Origin of the sequence: Geminocystis sp. NIES-3709, assembly GCF_001548115.1 — a bacterium.
In the GTDB taxonomy this organism is placed as follows: Bacteria; Cyanobacteriota; Cyanobacteriia; order Cyanobacteriales; family Cyanobacteriaceae; genus Geminocystis.
Map to the genome: position 1 here is coordinate 340226 of NZ_AP014821.1, position 26192 is coordinate 366417.

Sequence of the window (26192 nt, forward strand, 5' to 3'; positions counted from 1 at the left end):
TCATCTCTTATTCTTCCACTATTTCCTCTATTTTTGAAAAAGGTAATGGATGTTGATGAAATAAATATTGCTCTACTATTTTATTGCCTATTAGATGTTCTTGAATAATTTTTTCGATCGTGTTTGGAGTTGCATTCCGATACCATGTACCATCAGGATAAACTAATAATATAGGCCCTTCCACACAAACACGAAGACAATCTACTTTGGTACGAAAAATACAATAAGGATTTTCTACAGTAGGATGATCTAAATTTAACTCTTTTAATCTTTTTTTGAGATATTGCCAAGATTCTAGGCTATCCTCTTTAGAACAACATTTCGGTTTTGCTTGATCACAACATAAAAATACATGACGTTGAATGTGAGATAATCCTAAATTTTTAACGGATTCTTCGATCATAAGGGATAAATAATATACTTTAGAAATTAATAACTTGATTTTACCTGAGTTCGATGTCTTAAACTTTCATTAATAAGGGAAAAGGAGTGTTAATCAGACAAAATTTGTACGAATCATAGATATTAAATTTAATAAACAATTGAAATAAATAAATTATTGATAATTTTGAATCAATTATTATCACATTTCCCTATTGCTTGTTCCCTATTTCCTCCCTTTACTGATCATTTTATAGTTCATTCTTGCTGATTTACCTGAGACAGCTATAAGAAAATTGCTGAAGATAGACAGAAAAAGTATAATAGATTAGATTAAGTAGAAAAATGATGATAAACTCTTCCTCACTTCATCTAATTATCGATTAATTCCTTGACAGATAAAGCGGTTGCGGGAGCTAATAATATGCCGTTGCGGTAATGACCCGTAGCTAAGATAATGTTATGGTAATTATCTAGTTTTTCAATGATAGGTGCAGATTTGCCTTCAGGTCTTGGTCTTTTTCCTGTCCATGATAACATGATTGGAGCAGAGGCTAAACTAGGACAAAATTCGATTGCTTTTTTTTGTAAATTCATCAATAACTCTTCATTGGGAATCAGTCGATCGAGATTATCAGGAAATTCAACAGTAGCACCTAACCATAACTCATCATTTCCCATTGGTACAATGTGAATATCATTCCCAGTAATAACAGGAGAAAAATTATCTGGAGTTTGCCATCTTGGATGTTTAACTAATAATGCTTGTCCTAATACGGGTTTAACCGCTATATTTGATCCTAAAGATTGTATCAAGGATGATGTACCCAATCCCGTCGCTAAAATTACCCAGTCGGCGGATAACGATCTATTTTCTAAATTAACTTCATTACAATATCTGTTATTGCCTTCACCTATAGTAGTTAGACTAACCACTTTTTCCCCAAAAATACACTTTACTCCTCTTAAAGATGCACCTTTTACTAATGCCTTTGTCAGAAAAGTAGGATTTATTTGACGATCGCAAGGTGAATATACAGCACCTAACAAAAAAGATACATTAATTTCGGGGCAACGATTTCTTAACTCCTCTTGACTCCAAATAGAGAGATTATAGCCTTGAGTCGATCGAATATGAGCTAAATTTTCCCACTTTGTTAAATCATCATCAGAAAAAAGTAACTTAACTATCCCTTGCTGATTATAAGGAATTTCTAACCCTGTTATCGTTTCCAATTCAGGAATTAGAGTATCATATCTTTTGAGACTAATTTCCCTTAATCTCCATGCTTTACCTTTAGTTTTATGGCTAATGATACCCATTAAAATACCTAACGCTGCGCCCGTTGCACCAGTGCCTGGATTTTTTTCATCAATCAGAGTAATATCTAAATCAGGATACTTGCTTAATTCATAAGCGATCGTACTTCCTACAATACCACTACCAATAACAATAACTTTACTCATCAATAAATTATAGATAATGAATAATTAATATAACCTGAGTTCGATACAATCTCAGTTCGACTGAAGAAAAATGATTAAGACGAGACAAGATAACCAGTGGAGAGGGGAAAAAATTCTCAATATTTGTATATTTTTGAGAGAATTTTATTCATTCACAAGAAATATAATATACTTGTTTGCCTGTCAACGAGAGTCAGTCATCACCTATTTTTAGATCGAACTGAAGTAATATAGCATTCCTAGATCATTTGTCAGAATTTTAGATACTTTGAATTATTAAATTCTAATAGCTAATCGCTGACTGGTAATTAAACATAATTACTCCTCACAACAATTGCATCAATATATTTTTCATGGTTTGCAATGTATGATAAAACAATTTATAATCTTCTCTGAGAAATAATGAAAAATTAGCACATTGAAGATAAAATTAATCTCAAACTAAGATAATATAAGATAAATAAAAAGTTGATCTCTATTAGTTTTTTGTCAAAAAACAGCTAATACTTTTTAATCATTTATATTGCATTATCCATAACTTCATAGCTCTTAACAAGGTAAGAAAATCAACTTTCCTTTTACTTGTTGAAAGATTGAGTTATTCTAACTAATCCGTCTATGTAATTAAGAAAGACAGTGATTGTCAGACTTTGAGGTTTAGTCATGTCTCTATCCCATAACGAATCAGAATTATTCCCCAATATACCAAGTATCAATAAAAATACGAATCTTCAATTACTATTATTTGTTGATAATCGTCGTAGTTCACAAAAAAATGTTGAACAAATTAAAAATTATTTACAGAGTTTAACTGTCGATTATAGTTTTCAATTAGAAGTATTAGAAATTACTAAACATCCTCATTTAGTAGAACATTTTAAATTAGTCGCTACTCCAGCATTAGTAAAAGTTACTCCTCCACCTCAGCAAACTTTAGCCGGGAGTAATTTGACGGCACAACTACAAAAGTGTTGGTATAAATGGCAAAATTCTTTACAAGATAGTAATGTATCCTCATTTTCCAGTAACGAATCAGCCTTTCAAACTTGTTTACCCTCCGTTGATTTAATTCACTTACAAGATGAGCTTTTTCAATTAAAACAAGAAGTTGATCAGTTAAAACAACAGATACAATTTAAAAATCAAATGTTGACGATGTTAGCCCATGATTTAAGAAGTCCATTAACAGCAGCGTCTATCGCCCTTGAAACCATAGAATTGGCACAAAATAGGCCTGATTATTGTGAGAATCGATCGTTATATAATCGACTATTTCAACAGGCTAAAAATCAATTTTTTATCATGAATAAAATGATCGCTCATTTATTAAACTCTTCTAAAAGTATTAGTGGACAGTTAAATATCGTACCAAAAAAAGTCAATTTAGCAATGATTTCCGAAGAGATTATTCTTGATTTACAATCTAAATTAAGAGAGAAAAAACAACATATTATTAAAGAAATACCTCAAGATTTACCATTTGTTTATGCTGATGAAAATTTGCTCAGACAAGTTATTATTAATTTATTAGAAAATGCGATTAAATATAGTCCTTGTTCAGCCCCAATTGTTTTATCAATAATTCACAAAACTAGCCAAAAAATACAGGTAAGTATTATTGATATAGGTTCAGGTATTCCTGATACCAAAAAAGAGCGTATTTTCGAGGATCATTTCCGCTTAGAAAGAGATCAACAGAAAGATGGTTATGGTATTGGTTTAACTCTTTGTCGTCGTATTATTAATGCTCATTATGGACAAATTTGGGTAGATGATAATAGTAACAACAATCAAGGAAGTTGCTTTCGTTTTACTCTTCCCGTTTATAACTAAAAATTAATTGATGATGAGGTTTTTTGATAAAGATTTTGATACATCATTAATCAACGGTTTCATAATCTCCCGTGATAGTCTCATCTTTATCATAGTCGAAATCAAATTCGCTAGGATCTTCAGAAATCTGACTCAAGCCACTTAAAATCTCGTCCTCAATACTCTTAAAGTCATCATCACTGTCTAATTCTTCATAAGCAGTATTATCTTTTTGTTCAAAACCACCGATAACAGTAGGATCTTGATTTGATTGATAGGCTTGAGCACCAATATTAACTACTAAGGTGCGAAAATTCTTCATCAATTCCTCTACTTGTTTTACTGGTGTAGTAGGAGAATCGATCGCTTCTTCTAATTTTCGACGACTCAACTCAATATTATTTCTTAATTCATTACTCACAAGATGAGGATTTTTGTCAAGGGTTAACTGATAGCTATACATCAAGCTATCCAATTGTTTCTTGATTTCCACTAATTCTAATCGACGACTATCTTCAGAGGCAAATCTTTCAGCCTCTTGTCTCATACTATCAATTTCTGAAGAACTTAATGCTCCCGTATTGGTAATGAGGATACTCTGTTCTACACCTGTACCTTTATCCCTAGCAGATACTTTTAAAATACCGTCCACATCAATATCAAAAGATACCTCAATTTGAGGCACTCCTCTGGGGGCGGGGGGGATACCAGTTAACAAAAATTTACCTAAACTCTTGTTATCCTTGATCATCGATCGTTCCCCTTGTAAAACATGGACTTCCACAGAACTTTGTCCATCAATAGCTGTAGAAAATACCTGTGTTCTACTGGTAGGGATAGTAGTATTTCTTTCTATTACTTTTGTGAACACTTCCCCTAAAGTTTCTAATCCTAATGATAAAGGAGTAACATCTAAAAGGAGTAAATTACGTACTTCTCCTCCTAAAACACCTCCTTGAACCGCTGCACCCAAAGCTACCGCTTCATCGGGATTAATTGATCGATCGATCGGCACACTGCTACCGAAATATTCCTCAATTTTTGCTGAAATAGCAGGAGTTCTAGTTGAACCACCAACTAACACAATACGGTTAATTTGTTCTTTTCTAAGACCTGAATCCTTTAAAGCCTGTTCCATAGGGTGAACAATATCATCAATTAAAGGACGAATCAAATCCTCTAATTGGGGACGAGACAACTCTAATTCTAAATGTTTAGGACCACTTTCATCGGCGGTAATGAATGGCAAATTGATGGAGGTTTCCATTAAATTCGATAATTCTATTTTGGCTTTTTCTCCTGCCTCTCGCAGACGTTGCAACGCCATTTTATCCGATCGTAAATCAATACCTTCTTGCTGATTAAACTTAGCAATTAACCAATCGACAATTACCGCATCAAAGTCATCTCCCCCCAACTGATTATTCCCAGAAGTAGAAACAACCTCAAAAATACCATTACCCAGTTGTAAAATGGAAACATCAAAAGTACCGCCACCCAAATCAAATACTAAGACGAATTGATCTTCATCCTGTTTATCTAATCCATAAGCTAAAGCCGCTGCCGTTGGTTCGTTAATAATTCTCATTACCTCTAAACCAGCAATTACTCCGGCATCCTTTGTTGCTTGCCTTTGAGCATCGGTAAAATAAGCTGGAACTGTAATTACAGCTTGAGTAACGGTTTCCCCCAAAAAAGTTTCTGCATCATTTTTTAACTTTTGCAGAATCATGGAAGAAATTTCTTGAGGGGTATAACTTTTACCTTGAATATCCACCGAAACCATGTTATCTTTTCCTCTAACACAGTTATATGTGACCCTACGACGTTCTCCTTCGGTTTCCTCCCATCTATGACCAATAAAACGCTTAATACTATAAACAGTATTTTCCGCATTAGTAACGGCTTGTCTTTTCGCTAATTGTCCTACCAATCTTTGATTCCCCTTCCCAAAACCCACAATACTAGGGGTGGTTCTTGAACCTTCTTGATTAGTTATGACAATAGGTTTACCGCCCTCTAAAACGGCGACGCAACTATTGGTTGTACCTAAATCTATTCCTATTACCTTTCCCATAGTTAACAGTGATGGCGGTTTACTTTATATCAAACTATTTTTATCTAATTATAGTCAGAAGGTGAAATTTTGCAATTATATTATTAATTATCTTCCGACAAATTCTCGATAGTTTCTGTATTTTCAGATTCTTCCTCATGAATAGCGGCGACTTTGACCATCGCATATCGCAATACTTCATTATTGAGAAGATACCCTCTAACCAGTTGTTCCATAACAATTCCTTCTTCATATTCTTTAGTTGGTTCTCTTAACATTGCTTCATGATAGTTAGGATCAAAAGGTTGTCCTTCAGGACGCATGGCGGAAACACCAATTTTTTTCAAACTATCCACAAAGGTTTTATAGACTCCTTGATAGCTTTTATGAATGTTCAATTCTCCATCATTAGCCGGTTTTATTTGAGTCCTAGCCCGTTCAAAATTATCTACCACTGGTAAAAATTCCATGATAGTTCGTTTTTTGATTACATGTTCTAGTTCCTCTTTTTCTTTAGTAGTACGACGACGGAAATTATCAAAATCTGCCGTTAATCTCATGTATTGACCTTGAAAGGTTTTACCTTGTTCTATTTCTGTCTCCAACTTAGCTTTTAGGGCGGTAATTTCTTCTTCTAATTGGTTGATGTAGCTTTGAGTAGCCTCATCAATGGAACAGGATTGAGGTTGTTCGTTTTCTTGTGAAGTTGTTGTTTCTGGCTCAGATTCTACCTCTAAGGTTAATTCTTCGATCGATTCATCTGCAAGATCCTCTGAGTGGCAGGATACTTGATCCGATGTTAAATCTGTTTTTAGTGTTGTGGAATTTTCATCGGGCATCATTTGCTCTGGCTCAGAGTTTTCTTGTTTATCTGCCATTTCTATCTCTTGTTCTAAATCAGGGTAATTGTCCGTTTCACTCATCATAGCTACAATATTTTTAATACTTACAAAGATACCTAAAAAAGAAAATTATTTCTTTGTGTTTAGCACTCATATCTCATTCTACTCGAATAAGCACAAATTTTAACCTTTCAATTTAGGAATAAGAAATAAAAAATTACGGAACAAATAACTTAGTACCTAAACGAATCATTGTAGCACCAGCTTCGATCGCCAAAAGATAATCTCCAGACATTCCCATCGATAATTGATCAAAATTAGAATTAAAAGAATTCTGAAGACGATCGCGTAAATCTCTTAGTGTTTGAAAAGCTGATAAAATCTGAGTAGAAGATAATCCTAAAGGTAGAATTGTCATTAATCCTCGAACATTGAGATTATTCAGGAATTTTAGACTTGATAAATCTTGGTATAAATGTTCAACACTCCAACCATACTTATTCTCATCAGGTAAAACTTTCACCTGTAAACAAACCTGTGGTAATTGAAAAATAATACTATTTTCTAAGGCTTGTTGAGCATAAAAATCTAATTTTTGAGCCAATTTTAAACTATCTACCGAATGAATCCACGGAAAACATTCGATCGCTTTTTTTGCTTTATTAGTTTGTAAATGACCGATAAAATGCCAACAAATATCTGATAAATCTCGTAATTTCTCTTGTTTTACGATCGCATCCTGTAGTTTATTTTCAGCAAAATCTCTCAATCCCTCATGATAAACCACACGCATCGCTTCAATAGAAACCTTTTTACTGACGGCTATTAGCCGCACATGAGGAGGAATAGATTGCTGAATTTCCGTTAATCTGTGGACGAGATTATGAGTCATATTCAAAATACAATTAATTTAGATTAGTTTTTTCGCCCATAAAATTGTCATTTAATTCATCGATTACTCTATTGAAAAGTCCGTTGATAAAGTTGATTTACTTGTTTATAAGTCTCCCATTCACCATTACTCCGAAGACGACGTAATTTTCCCTCTATCAATAAACGGGCTTCAGTACGACTTAGGGGTTCAAAAATCGTTTCTTGAGGTTGAATAATCACCTTAAAAAAAAGACGTTGAGCATATAGTGTCGTAAATAATTCCTCGTTTTTTTCAACGATACATAAACGATAAAGAAGACCAAAATTGGGATGATTTATATATATTTCTGTACTCATTAAACTTATAGAATAATGCTAAATATTTGAGTGTTAGCATGACAATATTTGATTGTATCGTTTCTTTTACCATAATTCTATTTTTAACGAAAAAAAACAGAAGATAAGGAGTTTATTTCATTTCTTTCCTTTAGTATTACCAAAAAAAATAAACTTAATAGTTAGTCGAGTTTGAATTGATGACAAATTTGAAGGAGAGACGGGGGTAAATTATGATGTAATTTTGGTAAACGATCGTTAATTTTTAGGACTTTTTCTGAACAAAATTGGACTTTACGCCATTGTTTTTTAGTTGCAAATAATTACGACTAATTGGTAAGAAACTGAATAATTATCAGAAAATTTTTTTTCATATTGAAAGTATTATTTTCTTCAAAATCTACTAATCTTCGGATTCCCTTGCCAATTTATCCGCCATTTGTTTCGTCAGGGTAATTAATTCCGTAGGTACTAACATAACTGTAGTTGTATTGTTTTCTGCTCCTATTTCTGTTAAAGTTTGTAGTCTTCTTAATTCAAGGGCGATCGGATTATTCATCATCTGCTGACTGGCTTCTGATAACATTATAGAAGCGTCTTTTTCGGCGGCGGCTTTGATTAAACGAGCTCTTTTTTCTCGGATGGCTTCTGCTTCTTGTGCCATTGCCCGTTGCATTGATTGAGGTATTTCTACATCTTTCATTTCTACTCTTTCAATGACTACGCCCCAAGGTTCAGTAATTTCATCGACAATTTCTTGAATTTGAATGTTCATTTTATCTCGGTTACGCAGAATGTTATCCAACGCATTTTGACCTAATACATTTCGTAAGGTAGTCATAGCGGCTTGATACACTGCAGTTGTATAATCTTCTATTTTATTAATAGCACGATTAGGATCTAAAATTCGATAATATAATACGGCGTTAACTTTTACTGTAACACTGTCAGCCGTAATGGTTTCTTGGGATTTTATCTCAACTGTTTTAGTACGAATATCAACTTTAGCTTTTTGGTCAACTAATGGTATTGTCCAATATAATCCAGGTCCTTTAATACTACTCATTCTGCCAAGACGAAAAATAACACCCCTTTCATATTCTCGATCGATTTTAAACCCTGTTAATACGAAAATGATCACCGGTACAAGTATTGTTAGTATTCCTTCCATTTCTTAAATTACTCCTATAAATTTCTTCTTGTCTTCTAAATAATTAACAATGAATGATTAATACCTATTACCTATTATCTAATACCTAACACCTATCTCATCAAAAGACAGTGAGGTAATCCCTAATTGGAATTATAAGTATCTAACTCAATTTTTACGGGCTTAACGTTCCAAATTTCGTTACAATATTCCGTGATAGTACGATCGCTAGAAAACTTAGCCATCCGTGCGCTATTGAGAATAGACATTTTTGTCCATTTTTCTTGATCTTGATAAGCAACGGCAACTTGTTTATGACACTCTACATAAGAATGATAATCTGCCAAAAGCATATATTGATCATCGTATAAGAGAGAATCTACAATTGGTTTAAAAATTTGGGTATCTCCATGACTGAAATAACCATCCGCAATACGATCGATTACCTCTTTTAACTCTGCATTATTTTCATAGTAGTGACGGGGGTTGTAACCATGAGCCTTAGTTTGAGCAACTTCTTCTGCCGTTAAACCAAACAAGAAGAAATTTTCTGCCCCGGCTTCTTCCCTAATTTCGATGTTTGCACCGTCTAAAGTACCAATAGTTAACGCACCATTCATAGAAAATTTCATATTACCTGTACCTGATGCCTCTTTTCCTGCGGTGGAAATTTGTTCAGAAACATCGGCGGCAGGATAGATTTTTTGTCCTAAAGAAACGTTAAAGTTAGGCAAAAATACCACTTTTAAGCGTCCTCTGATGTCTGGGTCTTTATTAACTACATCTGCAACACTATTAATTAATTTGATGATCAATTTTGCCATGAAGTAACCGGGGGCTGCCTTTCCGCCAAAAATAAAGGTTTGAGGTGCAATATTGAGATCTGGATTGCGTTTGATGCGATTATAAAGGGTAATAATGTTTAAAACATCTAAGTGTTGGCGTTTATATTCATGAATCCGTTTGACTAATACATCAAAAATAGAGTTAACATCAACTTCGATCGCTCGTTGTTTAAAGATATAATCAGCTAATCTCTGTTTATTTGCTTGTTTGATGTCACGCCATTGACGACAAAAATCTGGATCATCTATATATTTCTCAATTTGCTGAATTTGGCTTAAATCTTTTACCCAACCTTCCCCAATTTTCGAGGTGATGAGTTGAGATAATTTAGGATTACTTAATACCATCCAACGGCGAGGGGTGACACCATTGGTTTTATTGTAAAATTTTTCAGGCCAAAGGAAGGCAAAAGCATTTAAAGTCTCTTGTTTTAATAGTTGAGTATGTAAAGCCGCAACCCCATTAATGGCATGACTACCAATACAGGCTAAGTTTGCCATACGAACTCGTTTACCGTTATTCTCACCAATAATGGACATCTGAGAAAGTAATTCTTCATTACCCGGATACCATGTGCGTACATCTTCGAGGAAGTGATGGTTAATTTCGTAGATGATTTCAAGGTGACGAGGAAGGAGTTTTTCAAATAAGCTAACATCCCATGTTTCTAGGGCTTCTGGTAATAGGGTATGGTTAGTATAAGAAAGAGTTTTTTGGGTAATATACCATGATCGATCCCAATCTAAACCATGTTCATCCACAAACAAGCGCATCAATTCTGCGACGGCAATGGCGGGGTGAGTATCGTTAAGTTGAATTGCTACTCTTTCATGGAAGTTATCGAGGTTTTTATTATTCCGTAGGTGAATACGGATTAAGTCTTGTAAAGATGCAGAAACGAAGAAAAATTGTTGAGCGAGTCTTAATTCTTTTCCGGCTGGGGTGTTATCGTTAGGATAAAGTACTTTAGAGATAGTCTCAGAGTTGATTTTTTCTTCTACTGCTCGATCGTAATTTCCCGCATTAAAGGCTTCAAAGTTAAACTCCTCACTAGCTTCTGCTTTCCAAAGACGAAGAGGATTAACGGTGTTGGTTTTATAACCCGGTACTGGGGTATCATGAGGAATAGCTAGAACGGTTCGATCGGGTATCCAAGAAACACGATAATGTCCTTTACTATCATAATAACCTTGAGTGTAGCCTCCCAGCTTTACCGGTACAGTTTCATCGGGGCGTGGTAATTCCCAAGGGTTGCCAAATCTTAACCAATTATCTGGCATTTCTCCTTGCCAACCATCTCGTAAAAGTTGGAAAAAAATACCAAATTCATAGCGAATACCGTAACCAATGGCAGGAATCTCTAAACTTGCTAGAGAATCGAGGAAACACGCCGCTAATCGCCCTAAACCGCCATTTCCCAATCCCGGATCTGGTTCTTGCTCAATTAATTCGTTTAAATCTAAGCCCAACTCAGCGATAACTTTTTCAACTTCTTCATAAATATCAAGATTAACTAAGTTATTACCTAAATATCTACCCATCAAAAATTCAGCGGAGAGATAACAAACTAATTTTGTTTGGGGATTTTTTTTGTAAGTATCAGTAGTTTTTAAAAAACGATGTAATAACCGATCTCTAATAGTATAAGCTAAGGCTACATAATAATCATAATTTGATGCTTGAGTACGATCGATACCTTGAATGTAAAAAAGATTATCTAAAAATGCTCTTTTCAAGGTTTCTGGACTCATACCAGTTCTATCGTCTTCTACCTTAATAGTAGGGGTACAATATAATTCTGAGGTGGTTTCTTGGGTCATATTTATTTTCCATACTCTCTATATTATTTCAGGTTATACGATTTTTTGTCGATCGAGTCATTTTTTTGACTAAACTATTGCACAGGTTAACTTAAGAAATAAATATTTTTCGACAGTTGACAATTCAACCTTATCAATTATCCATTAAGGTAAGACGTATTAAACTTACATTTTTTCTAGTCATTAAAAAACTATGAAACTCTTAACTGTTGCCTGTTTGTTGCTTTTTGCCTACTTTCACCAGTCAACTTAGATGCCTCGTGGGTTATCAATTATCAATTGATTTTTATAACTTTCGTAAGTATTTTGTAATAGCATTGCTACCGTCATCGGGCCCACACCTCCGGGTACAGGAGTAATATAACTAGCAATTTCTCTGACTTTATTATAGTCAACATCTCCCACTAAACGCCCTTTTCCATCAGGAGTATCAATACGATTAATACCGACATCAATAACAATTGCGTTAGGTTTTACCATAGAGGCAGTAATCATTTCTGTTTTACCTACCGCCGCAATTAATATATCCGCTTCTTTAGTTACTTCCTCCAAGTTATGGGTTTTAGAATGAGCGATCGTGACAGTTGCATTTTCTTCTAGTAACATTAAAGCTAGGGGTTTGCCAACTAAAATACTTCTACCAACCACAACGGCTTTTTTTCCAGCCAATTCAATATTATATTCTTTCAAAATTTCCATCACACCGGCAGGAGTACAACTTCTTAAGCCTTTTTCTCCTCTAACTAATTTGCCTAAGTTATTAGGATGAAGTCCATCAGCATCTTTTTCTGGTGCGATCGTGTGTAATAATGCGACAGAGTCGAAATGATCAGGTAAGGGTAATTGTACTAAAATTCCATCCACATTGGGATCTTGATTTAATTCTTCGATGACGGCGGTTAATTCCTCTTGAGTTGTGTTTGTGGGAAAATGTTTACCAAAGGATTTCATGCCAATTTTTTGACAAGATTTTTCTTTATTGTTTACATAAACTGCACTAGCAGGATTATCACCTACCATCAACACCGCTAATCCGGGAGGACGTTTTTTTTCAGCAATTTTCTCTTGAATGGCAACTTGCAAACGAGATTGTACTTTTTTAGCTAAACTTTTACCGTCTAAAATCTGAGCGACCATGTTACTATTAATTATTAAAAATATAATTTAACACATACTTCAAAGGATTATAAAAGCAAGTAGTGAGAATTTATCGTTTATTTTAATGAATTTTTATGAATTTAGCACTTAAATCTCTCAGTTTATTATCACTATCTTTTTTTTTTGGGGAATTACTGGTTGTACCTCTTTAATTAACTTAGGGTTAGCTTCCACTGAAGTTACTGAAATTGGTGATATTCAAAATCAAGATAATACAACGGAAACCGTTACAGTAGAGGGTGTTGTACAAAAAATTATACCTTTACTCGATCGAAAGGGTTTTGAAATAAAGGATCAAACAGGTTCTATTTGGGTTGTGAGTGATGGTATTGTACCAAAAGTAGGCGATCAAATTTCTGTGGAAGGGATATTAAAATATAAAGAAATTGTCATTGAAGGAGAAGAATTTAACGAGTTTTATTTACAACAAATATCCAGTGAAAAATAAATATTCATATAATGATATTACTTGCTTCTCTATTTTCTACTTTTTTGATCTCAAATAGTCAATTATCTCCTGAATTTATTGAACTTAAAAAACGTTTAGAAACTTATAATTTTACTGTTAAAATCGAGTCTCCCCCCGTAAGAAGTGCCTATGGATTATTAGAAATAAAAACTCGTACTATATGGATTGAACCTTTAGTATTTGATTTAGGTATTGCTTTGCCTACTCTAATTCACGAAGCTACCCATGCCGCCCAATTATGTGGGGGGAACGGTGAAATTCGAGCTTTAAATTTACCTTTTTCTCCTCCTAATATTAGTCGCCCTTTTTTCACTCATTATAATCATGGTTTAAGACGACATTTAGAAGCAGAGGCTTATGCAATACAAACTCACCCTGATAGTTATAATTTAGTCCTTTCTTTACTCGATAAACACTGTAAAAATTAGGTGTTAGAAGTTAATCAATAACCCACCATGTAATGAATTACACGGAATCAATACCTACTGTCTGCTAAAGGGACTAAATTACTATTAACTATTAATACTTTTTCTGTAACTTCTAATTATTAAGTTTTTGTAGTAATAAATCTATATTAAAATGTTCTTCAATTAGGTTTTGCACACATTCGACTTTAATAGTTTCATGTAATCTTACTGTACCAAAAGCTCGATCCACGATTTCTACAGTGGTAAGGGTATCAAAATCTACGGTTAAAATAGGAATTTCGAGGTCTTCTGCCCTTGCTAAAATTAATTGTTGAGGGGGAGTATGTCCTGTTAAAATTAAGCAGTTTGTAGAGCTTTCTAAGGCGGCTAGTTGTAAATCTGTTCGATCGCTTCCTGTAATTACAGCCATATTTTGTCGTTGACGGAAATATTCAAGGGCAGAGTTTACATTCATCGCACCAACCGTAAGACTTTCTACCATTAAGTCTAAACGATCGTTACGGCATAGTACTTTTGCTTTTAATTGAGATACTAATTCTCTGACACTGACACTTTGTAATAGTCTGTCGGTGGGTAACATTCCTAAAACTTCGATATTTTGAGATTTGAAAAAGGGTTTAATAGTATTTTCGAGAATGTCTAATTGTTGATGGGGAATACTATTAATTAAAATACCAATAAGTCGATCTCCTAAAACTTGTTTTGCTGATAAAATTTGATCGATAATCAACAATGGTTCATACTTAACGACTAATAATACAGAAGCGTCTATTTTTTCACTAATTTCTGGGGCGCTAAGATGAAATAAATTTCCTTGAATTAAATTTCCAGCACCTTCTAAAAGAACTAAATCAGCATCGATCGACGTACAATATTCTACTAATTGTTCTTGATAATTTATTTTGGTATCAATATATTCAACAATAGTTTTTTCATCTAATAATAATAACGGAGATTTTATTTGAGATTCAGGTAAATTTAAAATTTGACTAATAAATTGTAAATCTTGTTCGTCTCTCACAGTATCCAAAGGATTAAAACAAGTACCAATAGGTTTAGCATAACCTAATTTAATTCCTTTATTTTGCAGTTGATGAGCAATACCTAAAATAGTAGCGGATTTACCTGTATAGGGTTCACTGGAAGCGATTAATAAATATTTACTAGGCATAATAATTAATAAGTTGGTTTCGGTGTTGAGTAGGAATAAAGTAGCAAAATAAAATATACTTAATGATATATAATTTATAAAAAATAACCATTAATTTAATTGTCAATTATTCAGAGTCTATTGTCAATTTTATAAAACACCTTTAGAGCTTGGTATTTCGTGGATACGGCGAATATCGATTTCCAAAGCCATCCGCATCGCTCTAGCAAAGGCTTTAAAAGTAGCTTCAATGATATGATGAGAGTTAATGCCATCCAGTTGACGAATATGTAAAGTAATTTGGCTATGATTTACTAAGGCAACAAAAAATTCTCTGACTAACTGGGTGTCATAATTGCCAACTCTTTGGGTAGGTATATCTAAACCATAGCTTAAATGTGGTCGTCCTGAAAAATCAAGGGCTACTTGAATTAATGCTTCATCTAAAGGAGCAACAAAATGCCCAAAACGATTAATTCCTTTACGATTTCCTACCGCTTGGGCGATGGCTTGTCCTAATGTAATTGCAACATCTTCATTTGTGTGATGGTCATCAATTTCAATATCGCCTTTGGCTTGAATATCTAAGTCTAGTAAGCCATGAGAACAAATTTGATGTAACATATGGTCAAGAAAAGGAATACCTGTGTTAACATTACATTTTCCCTCTCCATCAAGGTTAACTTGTACTTGAATATCTGTTTCTTTCGTTGTACGACTGATAGAGGCAACACGACTTTGATGAGCGATCGATTCTAAATTAGTAGGTAAAGTATTAGTAATAATGGACATTATTTAATTTAATTTTAATTGATATAACCAAAACAATAAGAGTTATTGAGTATAATTAAAGTCACTCATAAGAGAGTGAAAAATTTTAACTATGCCCCAACATATATCTATCATAATCGTTTTTGAACTTAGAGCAATTTTAGCGGGAGCGACTCGTGATTGGAGTCAATTTTCTGGGTTAGGTATCTGTTACATCCCCCAATTAGTGTTAGAAGAATTGGAATTTTTGACAAAAAGGGCAGTTTCTGAAACTGATGAGAAAACTGCAAGGGAATTTCTCCGTTTTTTTCCTGATAGTGGTTGGCAAGTTACTCAGGGAATGACTCATCATGATTCTTTGACGGGGATGGAAGGGGAGGATATGAGTAAAAATGCTCGTTTACAATTAGCGATCGCAGAGTCTATATATTATCTTAGCTTAGAAAATCCTCATAAGTTAGTAATATTAGTCGCAAATCAACAAAGTTTACGAGAAGAAGTGGACAATTTAGGACAAGATAACCTAATTAGCCTTACTTTACCTCAATTTATTCAATGGTTACGAACCCAACAAAAACCGATTAATGTGAGTCAAAAAATTGCCAGTTTAAGTAATGGTAATGTTTCTTATACTTCTCCTGCTAATTCTTCGCTAGTGAAAAATATTAATAATAACGGTAAAGGAGTTTCTAAGAATCCTGAGAATTATTCATCAAAAACAAAAGTTAAAACCAAAAATAAAAATAATACTCTCTCTTTTACTATCTCAGGATTATTAGCCACAGGGGGATTAATTATTACAATGATGGTTGTTTGGTATTTTATTCAACCCAAATCTTTTCAAAAATTTTGGGAAAAAACAGGTTTACCCACCTTAAATAACTAAACTTTATATATATTAAAACTCTCAAATTATCGCTCGTTCGTTGATAGCATAGATCAATATTTTCATGACGTACTTTAATTATTCTAAATCAAGGCATTGATATTACAAATAGTATTGCTTTAATGTATGTTTTCGTAACTTAAGAAAAATTAATCAACTATATAAATGATTTGAAATTATCATCGATCAACTTATAAAAAGAATATAACTCATGAGTAATAATAAGTTTTTTTGAGAAAACTTTATCTATAAGCTTTTTTTCAAGATAAGCTAAAACATAAAATTTGCATAGCTTTTTATTGATAAAAATTAATGGAACTCTTACCTATAGCCTTTTGCCAACCTTCACTATTCTACTGAGATGGGTGTGAGCTTAATTGCTTTTTAATGGTAAGATAGCGATAGTAAAAATTAGACTGTACCCTTTTTCGAGAAAATAAATTGTACAATGGGCAAAATTTGGGAATTAGATTTTTATTCACGACCAATTTTAGATGATAATAACAAAAAACTATGGGAAATTCTTATTTGTGAAAGTCCTATTTCGATCGATACTGATGTAAACTCTTTATTTCGTTATTCTCAATTCTGCTCCAATAATGAGGTTAATTCTATCACTCTTCAAAAGGCGATCGATACAGCCATAGAAAAATCTGGTGAAACTCCCAGTAAAATCCGCTTTTTTCGCCGTCAGATGAATAACATGATTATCAAAGGTTGTGAATTAGCTGGAGTACCTGTTTTTTCCTCCCGTCATACTTACGCTTTAAATAAATGGTTAGAAGAAAGAAATCAAGACTTTTATCCTCAACAATCAGGTTACGACGAAAAATCTGCCCAATCAACTTCTGTACAATATCCTCAAAATAATCCTATCAATCTTCCCGATGCGGTAAAAGGTGATAAAAAAGATAAATGGGCATTAGTTAGTCTTTCAGCAGAAGATTTTGCCGAAATGAAAGAATGGGATATTGGTTTCGCGGAGGCTTTTCCTTTATCGATGATAAATATTCAACCCCACACTCTCATACCCGGATTAATAATCTTTTCTCAACGGGCGTTACCATTAGCAGGATGGATGTCAGGGTTAGAATTAGGTTATTTAAGACTAGATAAAGGCAATTTTCCTAAAATATGCTTAGAAACAGGAGTGAGTGATAGTTGGATTCTTGCTAATCTCACTGATAAAGCCACTCTAGCAGAAGGAGAAGGTTTTGAAAAAGCCAAAAAACAAGCTAGTGGTGTTCACTTTTTAGGGGTACAATCTTCTCCTGAATCTGAATCTTTTGCAGGTTTTTGGTTACTTTTAGATAATCAGTAATTAACAAACTTTTCTCTTATTCACTATATATTTATTATTAATTTATGAGTCAAAGAACTATTATCAAAGGTACTGGTATCCCTTTAATTGGTAATGATATTGATACCGATCGTATTATTCCAGCCCGTTTTCTTCGTTGTGTCACTTTTGATGGCTTAGGAGAACAAGTGTTTGCAGACGATCGAATAGCCTTAAAAGGTGAACATCCCTTTGACTTACCCCAATATCAAAAAGCTAAAATATTAGTAGTCAATGCGAATTTTGGTTGTGGTTCAAGTAGGGAGCACGCCCCCCAAGCGATCGCTCGTTGGGGAATAGAAGCCATTGTGGGAGAGAGTTTCGCCGAAATATTTTTCGGAAATTGCTTAACTATGGGTATTCCTTGCGTTACTACTTCATCAGGGAATATTAAAAGTATTCAAAACTTATTACATGGGAATCCGGATATTTCTATGACATTAGACTTAGAAACTTTGAAAATTCAATGTGGACATTATAGTAGTAGTGTCAAAATGGATTCAGGTGCAAGAAGTATGCTAACAACAGGAAAATGGGACACTTGTGGTTTATTAACAAAAAATATAGATCAAATTAAGGCAACAGCCACTAAATTACCTTATTTAACTTGGTAAGTATATTTTGTTAGTCACATACATCAATTTTCCAATCACAAAATAGGAATGTCTAAGTATAGCAAAAGGCAAGAGGCAAAGGGCAGAAGGGAAATATATAATACTCACATCTTGCACCAATACATAAAAACTAAATAAAAGGTAGCAGGTGGCAGGTAGTCGGTGTCAGGTTTAATGATTTTTGACTATTTTGAAGGTTGAGGTAACAATTAAGAATTTTTTTTGCAAAATAGCTTAAAGTTAATTGTTTTTTCTTAACCTGCAACCTGAAAGCCGAGATATTTTTCACTATGAGTTCAAGATCTCAGTAATATGTAAGGATTTCAGAATTTATCAATATCCTAAGCATATCGTTTGTTGCTATAAGAGAAAAACATTTGAATAAACGTAAACCTCCTGTTATAATGTGAGATCTGTACAAGGAGAGATGGCAGAGTGGTTGAATGCGGCAGTCTCGAAAATTGTTAAGGTGTCAAAACCTTCGAGGGTTCAAATCCCTCTCTCTCCGTTATTTTCAAATTCAATCTTAGAGACTTACAACACTTGTCCAATGAATAAACCACATTTTCTATCTCTCGCAAAGTCGCAAAGGAAAATGCAAAGTGTGGTTTAAAGAAATAAAGACTGCCGTAAGGGATAAATAATATAACCAGCTATCAAAAATAAAAATAAGCCATAGATAAACAACTCTTTAGATAAAATGAACACATAGTTCCGTTAAGTCTTTGCAAGTTGAGTAAATAACATAATTAAGTATAGATTAGTGTGCATTTGACTGATAAGATAACAAACAATAGAAAAATTACTGGTATAAGTAAAATTTAGTTTCAACTATAGAGGAAAATATGACTCAAGATAGAGTAGTAATTATTGGAGTTGCTGGAGACTCTGGTTGTGGCAAGTCAACTTTTTTACGTCGCTTAGAAGATTTATTCGGTAAAGAATTTATGACTGTTATCTGTCTCGATGACTATCATTGTCTCGATCGAAAAGGCAGAAAAGAAGCAGGTGTTACCGCATTAGATCCTCGTGCTAACAATTTTGATTTAATGGCAGAACAAGTTAAGGCTTTAAAAAATGGTCAAGCTATTGATAAACCTATTTATAATCACGAAACTGGAGAACTTGATCCTCCTGAAAGAATCGAACCAAATAAAGTAATTGTTATTGAAGGTTTACACCCTCTCTATGATGCGAGAGTCAGAGAATTAGTTGATTTTAGCGTTTACCTCGACATCAGCGAAGAAGTTAAAATTAATTGGAAAATTCAGCGTGATATGGCTGAAAGAGGTCATAGTTATGATGACGTTGTGGCTTCGATCATGGCCAGAAAACCTGATTTTACTGCTTATATTGAACCTCAAAAACAGTATGCTGATATTGTTCTTCAAGTGTTACCAACTCAGTTAATCAAAGACGAAAAAGAAGGTAAAATTTTAAGAGTTCGTCTTATTGAAAAAGAAGGTATCCCCCATTTTGAACCTACTTATCTCTTTGATGAAGGTTCAACCATTGATTGGCGCCCTTGTGGACGTAAACTTACCTGTGCTTTCCCCGGTCTTAAAATGTATTATGGACCTGATAACTACATGGGTAACGAAGTTTCAATCCTTGAAATTGATGGCCAATTTGATAACCTCGAAGAAATTATTTATGTTGAAAGTCATTTAAGCCGTACAAGTACAAAATACTATGGTGAAATGACAGAGTTATTACTAAAACATAAAGATTATCCCGGTTCTAATAATGGTACTGGTTTATTCCAAGTATTAGTTGGTTTAAAAATGCGTGAAACTTACGAGCAATTAACGGGCATTGCGGCAAAATCTGAAGAAAAAGAAGTTGCGACTGTTTAATAATTATAAATGAGAAATTAGTAATTAATTTCCGAAAAGTAAAAGTGTTTCATTCTATATTCTCTAAGACTGTGGTTAATTTTTGTAATTAGTCACTGTCTTTATTTATGCAAGGATTTATAATTAAGGCATCATGATTAAATAATTGGGGTTTATTTATGGTTAATTTTACCCTCAAAGATAATCCAATTACTACGGCTGATTTTGCCTTTAATGCGATCGCAAAACAAATCAACAAGATTAGTAAATATGAACAAAAAATCCTCACGGAAGATGATCCTGAAAATTTACATCAAATCCGAGTAGGGATGAGGAGATTAAGAAGTGTTTTAAGTGTTTTTGATACTGCCCTAATTATTCCTTCGACAGTAAATGAGCAAAAAATAGGAAATATAGCTCGAATTTTAGGAAAACAGAGGGATTTAGATATTCTCAAAATTAATTTAGAATGTAAATTTAATCATGAATCATTAGATCAAGAAAGTAAAATAATTAAAAAAATTATTCAAAAAATAGATAAACCTACCTCGAAAAAATTTGACAAAAATATAACAGATATTTTAAAAAATAAAAAATATCAACATCTTAAAGAAGATTTATTTTCTTGGTTAGAAAATCCTCAATATAACTCGATCGCTTCTCGAAAAATAGAACAGATATTGCCAGATTTATTATTGCCTCAAATAAGTACTTTCTTTTTACAGTCAGGATGGTTAATTGGAACTGAAATACTCGATCGAGGAGATATTATCATCAAACAAAACTTGTTAGATAAAGACATTTATCTGTTAATTAATCAACAGGGATTTAATTTACATAAACTAAGAAAAGAAGCAAAAAAAACTCGTTATCAATTAGAATTATTTACTGATTTTTATCCCGAAGAATATCAAACATATTTAGAGTTTATAGTCAAAGTGCAGGAAGTTCTAGGAGAAATTCAAGATCATCTTTGTTTACACAACCATTTAACAGAAGTCATGGGTAATAAATGGCAGAAAAAACTAAATAATTTACATGATTTAATTGTCCAAGATAAATTATTGAAGTGGCAAGAATGGCAAGATTTACAAATTAAATTTTTCTCAGGAGATTTTTGTCATAATTTAAGACATATTATTAATAATATATCATCAAATAATATAATTAAGGGCTAAAGAAAGCTCTCATTAAAAATCTAACTAAAAAAACATAAAATTTAATATCAATTATTATTATGTCGATCGAACAATTTACCCTGTTAATTCATCCTTTTTTTGCGATTGTTGGAGTTTTTCCCTTAGTCGGTATTGTATCTTATTTTGCATGGGAAACTCGTCAAAGAAGATTAGAAGTAAAAGCTGGAGATAAAACCAAAATTCCTCCTTCTGTGGGGATTAATCATGTAAAAATAGGAAAATGGTTATCTACTGCGGTTATTACCGTTACTTTAATTGGATTCTCACAACCTATTATCACTAAAAATATTTTGAAAGAACAACTCTGGCAAACTAACTTTTTTCAATTTATTTTTATTGTTTTAATGTTTATTTTTACCATAGCTTCTTTCGTTTTATTATTTCGTGCAAGGGTTAAATTATGGCGAGGAATTTTTGCTAGTTTAAGCGGTATGGGAGTAATAATTTTAGGTTGTCAAGATGGCATTTTTCGTCGGAGTAATGAGTGGTTTTGGTCACATTATTATTATGGAGTAATAGTTTGTTTATTGATGATATTTTCTGTAGCTATTATTGATGATATTTATCGAGATAAGTCTCATAAATGGCGTAATGTTCACATTATTTTAAACTGTTTAGCTTTATTATTATTTATAGGACAAGCAATAACGGGGGCAAGAGATTTATTTGAAATTGGGTTATGGACTCCTCCTCCTGCATTAATTTTGCCTTTTATAATTTTATAAAATAATATTGACATTAACCTAATTTTTATTATGCAAATTATCGATCAAAAATTAACCTTAACAGAATTTTTACACTTACCAGAAACTAAACCAATTAAACAATATATTGATGGGGAAATAATTGAAAAACCAATGCCACAATCCAAGCATAGTCGTATTCAATTAAAGTTAGGTATGTTTATCGAAAATATAGCTAGTAAAAATAAGATTGCTTCTGCTTTTCCAGAGTTGAGATGTACTTTTAATAATCGATCGATTGTCCCTGATTTATCTATTTTAAAATGGGATAATATTCCATTGGATAGTGAAGGAGAATTAATTGATAAAATTACGATCGCACCTGATTGGATAATAGAAATTTTATCTCCTGATCAAAATTCTATGAAAGTGACTAAAAATATTTTATTTTGTCTTAAGCATGGTTGCCAAATGGGGTGGTTAATAGATACTGAAGATAAATCAGTTTTAGTTTATTATTCTGATAAACCTACAGAATATTTTGATAACTTTAATGATAAATTACTAGCACCAGAATTTTTATCAGAGTTAACCTTAACTATCGAAGATATATTTAGTTGGTTAAAATATTAAAATAAATAAACAATAATTTACTAATTTTTAATTGCTAATTATGAAAAAATAACCGATAATTATTAGTGTTATGATTTACTCCTAATGAATGAATAATCCCCGTCAATTGGCTTTTCAGGCTTTACAAAATATCTATCAACAAAAGGCTTATACGGATATTGCTTTAGAGAGGGTTTTCTCCTCTACTTCTCTTTCTTCTTTCGATCGACATTTAGTCTCAGAATTAGTGTATGGTATTGTTAGACGCAAACGTACCCTTGACAGTCTAATCAATCAATTAGCCACAAAAAAGGCATCTCAACAACCATTAAATCTGCGTATAATTATCCAATTAGGGTTATATCAGTTACGTTATCTTGATAAAATTCCAGAGTCTGCCGCAGTTAACACCAGTGTAGATTTAGCTAAAAATAATGGCTTAAGTAAACTTTCAGGGGTAGTTAATGGTATTCTTCGATCGTATCTTAGATTATCTTTAAAAGAAGATCCCTTAATTTTACCATCAGATTTTATTCCCCGTTTAGGAGTTAAATATAGTTTTCCCGATTGGCTAGTTTCTCATTTTGTTCAAGAATTTAACGTTAAACAAACCAAAAAATTATTGGAGTGGTATAATCACTCTCCCAATATCGATTTAAGAGTCAATTCCATAAAAACTACGAGAGAAAAATTACAAGAAATTCTGCTAAATAATGGTATTGAAACGACTTTTTTACCTAATATTTCTCAAGGTTTAAGGTTAACTAATTCTGCAGGAAATATCAGCCAATTAGACTGTTTTAAAGAAGGTTTATTTACCATCCAAGATGCAAGTGCGCAAATGGTTAGTCATTTTCTTAATCCTCAGCCGAATGAAACTATTATAGATGCTTGTGCCGCTCCTGGAGGGAAAACGACTCATATCGCTGAGCTAATGCAAGATACTGGTATAATTATAGGGTGCGATCGAAATCTCTCTAGGTTAAAAAAAGTCACAGAAAATGTTGAGAGACTGAAATTAAAATCGATTCAACTGGGAGAAGGAGATAGTAGCGAGTTAACAGAATGGGAAAATAAAGCCGATAGAGTTTTAGTTGATGTACCATGTTCAGGACTAGGAGTATTACACAAAAATCCAGATATTCGTTGGCGTAAAAAACCAGAGGAAATTAAATCACTAACAGAATTACAACTTAAAATTATTGAAAATTGCTCAAAATGGGTGAAAAATGGTGGTATCTTAGTTTATTCAACTTGTACTTTGAATAAAGAAGAAAATGAAGATATTATCGCCAGATTTGTAGAAAATAATCCTTTATGGCAATTAGTCGATAAAAATAATGATTCAGAATCAAATTTTTCGATAACATCAAGGGGAATAGTCAAAATATTTCCTCCAGTGGATGATATGGACGGATTTTTTATGGCAAAATTAATTAAAGGAGACTAATTTATGACAAAGGAAAATCAGACAAAATTATTGATTAAAATTTTAGTCGGTACAGCATGGATTGATGGTGTTATTCAATCTCAAGAAAGAAAATATTTGCAAAAAATGGTAACAGAAAATAACCTCCATGAGGATGCAGACATTAAATCTTTGCTATCAGAAATTAAGCCGGTTAATCCATCTCAATGTTATCAATGGCTAGAAGAATATTTAGGCGATAACCCAACCATGAGAGATTATGAAGATTTGTTAGGAAGTATAAGTGCTTTAGTTTATAGCGATGGAGATGTACATACTCAAGAAGCAAAACTTTTAAATCGTTTACAAAATTTAGATCCTCAAACTCAAAGTAAAAAATCAATTTTAGATCAAGTTTTAGGCTCTGTTAAACAATTATATAAAAAAGCGATCGCAGATAATTAAAATTTGTTGAAAAAGTCTTTTGGTAAAGATAAAATATGAAGTATTGAGTGTTTAAATTAAACATTTTAAACTTATGTTGTTTTTAAAATAAGTAAAACTTTGTGCTTTAAACTATCAAAAAATGTTTTAATTTTTGAATATAGCAAATCCTAAACTAATGAGGTAAATTTCTAGATCACTAAATCCTTAAAATTGCACGACTTAAATTTGGAATTTGTACGTTGTAATTATGAGAAATGCTATAAAAATTGTCAAAATCTAACATTTTCTTGTTATTTTACTATTTCATAGCCGTAGATTTAAAGAACTTGGGACTGGACTTATTCAGCAAAATCGAATTAATAATCGACAATTAACAATTAACAATAAGAAAAATAATATTTAAACTCCCTATAACAAGAAAAATTGTAAAAAATTTAAGTTTTGTAATGACAAAAAATCATTATTAATTTTGCATTTTATTACCACGTTTATCATTGTTATTCTGTCGCAATAATATGTAAATCGATTTGTTTTTTCCAAATTAATTTCATCAATTTTTGAGTAAAAGAACCTTTAAAAAATTGTTTCCAACGAGATTGTTGACTTTCACCAATGACGATTTGAGTAATTTTTTCTTGTTCCGCAATTTCGGCGATCGTAGTAGGAACATTATAACTTTTAACTCGTAAAAAATTACCACTAAATTCCCGACAAAGTTGTTGACAAGTTTCAATATGGAGAGTTTCTGTTTTAGTCAAAAAATGATCTGGATTTTCCACAAAAAGAACATATAAAGGAACACTCATGTAATTTGCTAATCTAGCACCTCGACGTAATAGACGTAAAGAATTAGGATAAGTGGAGATACAGACTAAAACTCTTTCCTGAATAAGATAACATTGTTTAGAGGATAAAGATTCTTCCGCTTCTTCCACCGTATTAGCGACTTCTCTTAAAGCTAACTCTCTTAAAGCGATTAGATTTTTACGTTGAAAGAAATTTTGTAAAGACTGCTGAATTTTCTCTGGGGCGTAAATTTTGCCATCTAATAATCTTTGTTCTAAAGTTTCCGCCGTCACATCAATAACGACTATTTCATCAGCTTCTTCTAAGAGACGATCTGGAATGCGTTCTCTGACAATTACACCCGTAATTTTTGCAACCAAATCATTCAAACTTTCTAAATGTTGAATATTGAGAGTGGAATAAACATTAATCCCTGCTATCAAAATTTCTTCAACATCTTGATAGCGTTTTTGATTTAAAGAACCGGGTATATTAGTATGAGCTAATTCATCAATCAAAACTAATTGAGGAAAACGTTGGATAATCGCTTTTGTATCCATTTCCGTCAAAGTTAAATTTCCTTGATTAATAGATTGACGATGGATAACCTCTAAACCTTCAGCTTGTACGATCGTTTCTTGACGATTATGGGTTTCTAATAAGCCGATAACAACATCAATACCTTCTTTTTTGAGGTTTTTTGCTTCTTGTAACATTCTATAGGTTTTACCGACTCCGGGAGCCATACCAATAAAAATTTTATGTCGTCCACGTCTTTCGCTCATACTAATATAATTGTTGAGAACTTTTCACCGAAGCCAGAT

General features: G+C 32.8%; 24 protein-coding genes and 1 tRNA gene. 13 read left to right on the forward strand and 12 right to left on the reverse strand.

Going from position 1 to position 26192, the window contains the following annotated elements:
* Window positions 1-7 precede the first annotated feature (7 nt).
* Both GM3709_RS01385 and GM3709_RS01390 read right to left on the reverse strand, forming a co-directional pair.
* Window positions 8-403, reverse strand: a complete 396-nt coding sequence (locus tag GM3709_RS01385) for a ferredoxin (RefSeq protein ID WP_066115561.1) — start codon at window positions 401-403, stop codon at window positions 8-10.
* Window positions 404-753: 350 nt separating this feature from the next.
* Window positions 754-1848 (reverse strand): FAD-binding oxidoreductase, encoded by a 1095-nt coding sequence (locus GM3709_RS01390; RefSeq protein WP_066115563.1) that lies wholly within the window; start codon window positions 1846-1848, stop codon window positions 754-756.
* 663 nt (window positions 1849-2511) lie between these two features.
* Here GM3709_RS01390 and GM3709_RS01395 point away from each other — a divergent pair.
* Window positions 2512-3681, forward strand: coding sequence for a histidine kinase (locus tag GM3709_RS01395; protein WP_082712917.1), 1170 nt, complete (start codon window positions 2512-2514; stop codon window positions 3679-3681).
* Between the two features lie 46 nt (window positions 3682-3727).
* Here GM3709_RS01395 and dnaK read toward each other — a convergent pair whose 3' ends face one another.
* The 7 genes from dnaK to folD all read right to left on the reverse strand — a co-directional run bounded on the left by dnaK (window position 3728) and on the right by folD (window position 12720).
* Window positions 3728-5737 carry a molecular chaperone DnaK gene (dnaK, locus tag GM3709_RS01400; RefSeq protein ID WP_066115565.1) on the reverse strand — a complete coding sequence of 670 codons (2010 nt, stop codon included), beginning with the start codon at window positions 5735-5737 and terminating at the stop codon, window positions 3728-3730.
* An 83-nt stretch (window positions 5738-5820) separates the two neighbouring features.
* Window positions 5821-6639, reverse strand: a complete 819-nt coding sequence (gene grpE, locus GM3709_RS01405; protein WP_066115567.1) for a nucleotide exchange factor GrpE — start codon at window positions 6637-6639, stop codon at window positions 5821-5823.
* Between the two features lie 136 nt (window positions 6640-6775).
* A complete protein-coding gene (locus tag GM3709_RS01410; protein ID WP_066115569.1) occupies window positions 6776-7450 on the reverse strand; it encodes a YggS family pyridoxal phosphate-dependent enzyme in 675 nt (224 codons plus the stop codon).
* A gap of 68 nt (window positions 7451-7518) precedes the next feature.
* Complete coding sequence (pipX, locus tag GM3709_RS01415; protein ID WP_173645693.1) at window positions 7519-7788, reverse strand: transcriptional coactivator PipX; 270 nt, start codon at window positions 7786-7788, stop codon at window positions 7519-7521.
* A gap of 382 nt (window positions 7789-8170) precedes the next feature.
* Window positions 8171-8938 (reverse strand): slipin family protein, encoded by a 768-nt coding sequence (locus tag GM3709_RS01420; protein ID WP_066115573.1) that lies wholly within the window; start codon window positions 8936-8938, stop codon window positions 8171-8173.
* Window positions 8939-9060: 122 nt separating this feature from the next.
* A complete protein-coding gene (locus GM3709_RS01425) occupies window positions 9061-11583 on the reverse strand; it encodes a glycogen/starch/alpha-glucan phosphorylase (RefSeq protein WP_066115575.1) in 2523 nt (840 codons plus the stop codon).
* A gap of 249 nt (window positions 11584-11832) precedes the next feature.
* On the reverse strand, window positions 11833-12720 hold the full coding sequence (folD, locus tag GM3709_RS01430; protein WP_066115577.1) for a bifunctional methylenetetrahydrofolate dehydrogenase/methenyltetrahydrofolate cyclohydrolase FolD: 888 nt from the start codon (window positions 12718-12720) through the stop codon (window positions 11833-11835).
* Window positions 12721-13057: 337 nt separating this feature from the next.
* Between folD and GM3709_RS21610 the strand changes: the two genes are divergently transcribed.
* Together GM3709_RS21610 and GM3709_RS01435 are read left to right on the forward strand one after the other, a co-directional pair.
* Complete coding sequence (locus tag GM3709_RS21610; RefSeq protein WP_255359678.1) at window positions 13058-13189, forward strand: hypothetical protein; 132 nt, start codon at window positions 13058-13060, stop codon at window positions 13187-13189.
* A gap of 2 nt (window positions 13190-13191) precedes the next feature.
* The gene (locus tag GM3709_RS01435) at window positions 13192-13638 is read left to right on the forward strand and encodes a hypothetical protein (RefSeq protein ID WP_396229700.1); all 447 of its coding nucleotides are present in this window, start codon (window positions 13192-13194) and stop codon (window positions 13636-13638) included.
* A 112-nt stretch (window positions 13639-13750) separates the two neighbouring features.
* On the opposite strand, the gene GM3709_RS01440 is transcribed toward GM3709_RS01435, so the two are convergent.
* On the reverse strand, window positions 13751-14809 hold the full coding sequence (locus GM3709_RS01440; protein WP_066115581.1) for a phosphotransacetylase family protein: 1059 nt from the start codon (window positions 14807-14809) through the stop codon (window positions 13751-13753).
* Window positions 14810-14938: 129 nt separating this feature from the next.
* On the reverse strand, window positions 14939-15580 hold the full coding sequence (gene hisB / locus GM3709_RS01445; protein ID WP_066115583.1) for an imidazoleglycerol-phosphate dehydratase HisB: 642 nt from the start codon (window positions 15578-15580) through the stop codon (window positions 14939-14941).
* 91 nt (window positions 15581-15671) lie between these two features.
* On the opposite strand from hisB, the gene GM3709_RS01450 reads away from it, so the two are divergent.
* From GM3709_RS01450 to GM3709_RS01495, 10 genes are all read left to right on the forward strand, one after another.
* The gene (locus GM3709_RS01450; RefSeq protein ID WP_066115585.1) at window positions 15672-16445 is read left to right on the forward strand and encodes a PIN domain-containing protein; all 774 of its coding nucleotides are present in this window, start codon (window positions 15672-15674) and stop codon (window positions 16443-16445) included.
* Window positions 16446-16893: 448 nt separating this feature from the next.
* A complete protein-coding gene (locus GM3709_RS01455) occupies window positions 16894-17766 on the forward strand; it encodes a Tab2/Atab2 family RNA-binding protein (RefSeq protein WP_066115587.1) in 873 nt (290 codons plus the stop codon).
* A 44-nt stretch (window positions 17767-17810) separates the two neighbouring features.
* Window positions 17811-18398, forward strand: coding sequence for a 3-isopropylmalate dehydratase small subunit (leuD, locus tag GM3709_RS01460; RefSeq protein WP_066115589.1), 588 nt, complete (start codon window positions 17811-17813; stop codon window positions 18396-18398).
* A gap of 421 nt (window positions 18399-18819) precedes the next feature.
* Window positions 18820-18906, forward strand: a tRNA-Ser gene (locus GM3709_RS01465).
* 337 nt (window positions 18907-19243) lie between these two features.
* Complete coding sequence (locus tag GM3709_RS01470) at window positions 19244-20254, forward strand: phosphoribulokinase (protein ID WP_066115591.1); 1011 nt, start codon at window positions 19244-19246, stop codon at window positions 20252-20254.
* Between the two features lie 158 nt (window positions 20255-20412).
* Window positions 20413-21411 carry a CHAD domain-containing protein gene (locus GM3709_RS01475; protein WP_066115593.1) on the forward strand — a complete coding sequence of 333 codons (999 nt, stop codon included), beginning with the start codon at window positions 20413-20415 and terminating at the stop codon, window positions 21409-21411.
* Window positions 21412-21470: 59 nt separating this feature from the next.
* The gene (locus GM3709_RS01480; RefSeq protein ID WP_066115595.1) at window positions 21471-22157 is read left to right on the forward strand and encodes a DUF4079 domain-containing protein; all 687 of its coding nucleotides are present in this window, start codon (window positions 21471-21473) and stop codon (window positions 22155-22157) included.
* Window positions 22158-22187: 30 nt separating this feature from the next.
* The gene (locus tag GM3709_RS01485; protein WP_315863041.1) at window positions 22188-22748 is read left to right on the forward strand and encodes a Uma2 family endonuclease; all 561 of its coding nucleotides are present in this window, start codon (window positions 22188-22190) and stop codon (window positions 22746-22748) included.
* 88 nt (window positions 22749-22836) lie between these two features.
* Entirely contained in the window at window positions 22837-24177 is a 1341-nt protein-coding gene (locus tag GM3709_RS01490) for a 16S rRNA (cytosine(967)-C(5))-methyltransferase (RefSeq protein ID WP_066115599.1), read from the forward strand.
* Between the two features lie 3 nt (window positions 24178-24180).
* On the forward strand, window positions 24181-24600 hold the full coding sequence (locus tag GM3709_RS01495; protein WP_066115603.1) for a TerB family tellurite resistance protein: 420 nt from the start codon (window positions 24181-24183) through the stop codon (window positions 24598-24600).
* A 479-nt stretch (window positions 24601-25079) separates the two neighbouring features.
* Here GM3709_RS01495 and GM3709_RS01500 read toward each other — a convergent pair whose 3' ends face one another.
* On the reverse strand, window positions 25080-26153 hold the full coding sequence (locus tag GM3709_RS01500; protein WP_066115605.1) for a universal stress protein: 1074 nt from the start codon (window positions 26151-26153) through the stop codon (window positions 25080-25082).
* Between the last annotated feature and the right edge of the window lie 39 nt (window positions 26154-26192).

What these genes read in the sequence shown, in the direction of transcription:
- GM3709_RS01385 (WP_066115561.1), bottom strand. Translation starts at nt 403, where the DNA reads ATGATCGAAGAATCCGTTAAAAATTTAGGATTATCTCACATTCAACGT.
- GM3709_RS01390 (WP_066115563.1), bottom strand. Translation starts at nt 1,848, where the DNA reads ATGAGTAAAGTTATTGTTATTGGTAGTGGTATTGTAGGAAGTACGATC.
- GM3709_RS01395 (WP_082712917.1), top strand. Translation starts at nt 2,512, where the DNA reads ATGTCTCTATCCCATAACGAATCAGAATTATTCCCCAATATACCAAGT.
- dnaK (WP_066115565.1), bottom strand. Translation starts at nt 5,737, where the DNA reads ATGGGAAAGGTAATAGGAATAGATTTAGGTACAACCAATAGTTGCGTC.
- grpE (WP_066115567.1), bottom strand. Translation starts at nt 6,639, where the DNA reads ATGAGTGAAACGGACAATTACCCTGATTTAGAACAAGAGATAGAAATG.
- GM3709_RS01410 (WP_066115569.1), bottom strand. Translation starts at nt 7,450, where the DNA reads ATGACTCATAATCTCGTCCACAGATTAACGGAAATTCAGCAATCTATT.
- pipX (WP_173645693.1), bottom strand. Translation starts at nt 7,788, where the DNA reads ATGAGTACAGAAATATATATAAATCATCCCAATTTTGGTCTTCTTTAT.
- GM3709_RS01420 (WP_066115573.1), bottom strand. Translation starts at nt 8,938, where the DNA reads ATGGAAGGAATACTAACAATACTTGTACCGGTGATCATTTTCGTATTA.
- GM3709_RS01425 (WP_066115575.1), bottom strand. Translation starts at nt 11,583, where the DNA reads ATGACCCAAGAAACCACCTCAGAATTATATTGTACCCCTACTATTAAG.
- folD (WP_066115577.1), bottom strand. Translation starts at nt 12,720, where the DNA reads ATGGTCGCTCAGATTTTAGACGGTAAAAGTTTAGCTAAAAAAGTACAA.
- GM3709_RS01440 (WP_066115581.1), bottom strand. Translation starts at nt 14,809, where the DNA reads ATGCCTAGTAAATATTTATTAATCGCTTCCAGTGAACCCTATACAGGT.
- hisB (WP_066115583.1), bottom strand. Translation starts at nt 15,580, where the DNA reads ATGTCCATTATTACTAATACTTTACCTACTAATTTAGAATCGATCGCT.
- GM3709_RS01450 (WP_066115585.1), top strand. Translation starts at nt 15,672, where the DNA reads ATGCCCCAACATATATCTATCATAATCGTTTTTGAACTTAGAGCAATT.
- GM3709_RS01455 (WP_066115587.1), top strand. Translation starts at nt 16,894, where the DNA reads ATGGGCAAAATTTGGGAATTAGATTTTTATTCACGACCAATTTTAGAT.
- leuD (WP_066115589.1), top strand. Translation starts at nt 17,811, where the DNA reads ATGAGTCAAAGAACTATTATCAAAGGTACTGGTATCCCTTTAATTGGT.
- GM3709_RS01470 (WP_066115591.1), top strand. Translation starts at nt 19,244, where the DNA reads ATGACTCAAGATAGAGTAGTAATTATTGGAGTTGCTGGAGACTCTGGT.
- GM3709_RS01475 (WP_066115593.1), top strand. Translation starts at nt 20,413, where the DNA reads ATGGTTAATTTTACCCTCAAAGATAATCCAATTACTACGGCTGATTTT.
- GM3709_RS01480 (WP_066115595.1), top strand. Translation starts at nt 21,471, where the DNA reads ATGTCGATCGAACAATTTACCCTGTTAATTCATCCTTTTTTTGCGATT.
- GM3709_RS01485 (WP_315863041.1), top strand. Translation starts at nt 22,188, where the DNA reads ATGCAAATTATCGATCAAAAATTAACCTTAACAGAATTTTTACACTTA.
- GM3709_RS01490 (WP_066115599.1), top strand. Translation starts at nt 22,837, where the DNA reads ATGAATAATCCCCGTCAATTGGCTTTTCAGGCTTTACAAAATATCTAT.
- GM3709_RS01495 (WP_066115603.1), top strand. Translation starts at nt 24,181, where the DNA reads ATGACAAAGGAAAATCAGACAAAATTATTGATTAAAATTTTAGTCGGT.
- GM3709_RS01500 (WP_066115605.1), bottom strand. Translation starts at nt 26,153, where the DNA reads ATGAGCGAAAGACGTGGACGACATAAAATTTTTATTGGTATGGCTCCC.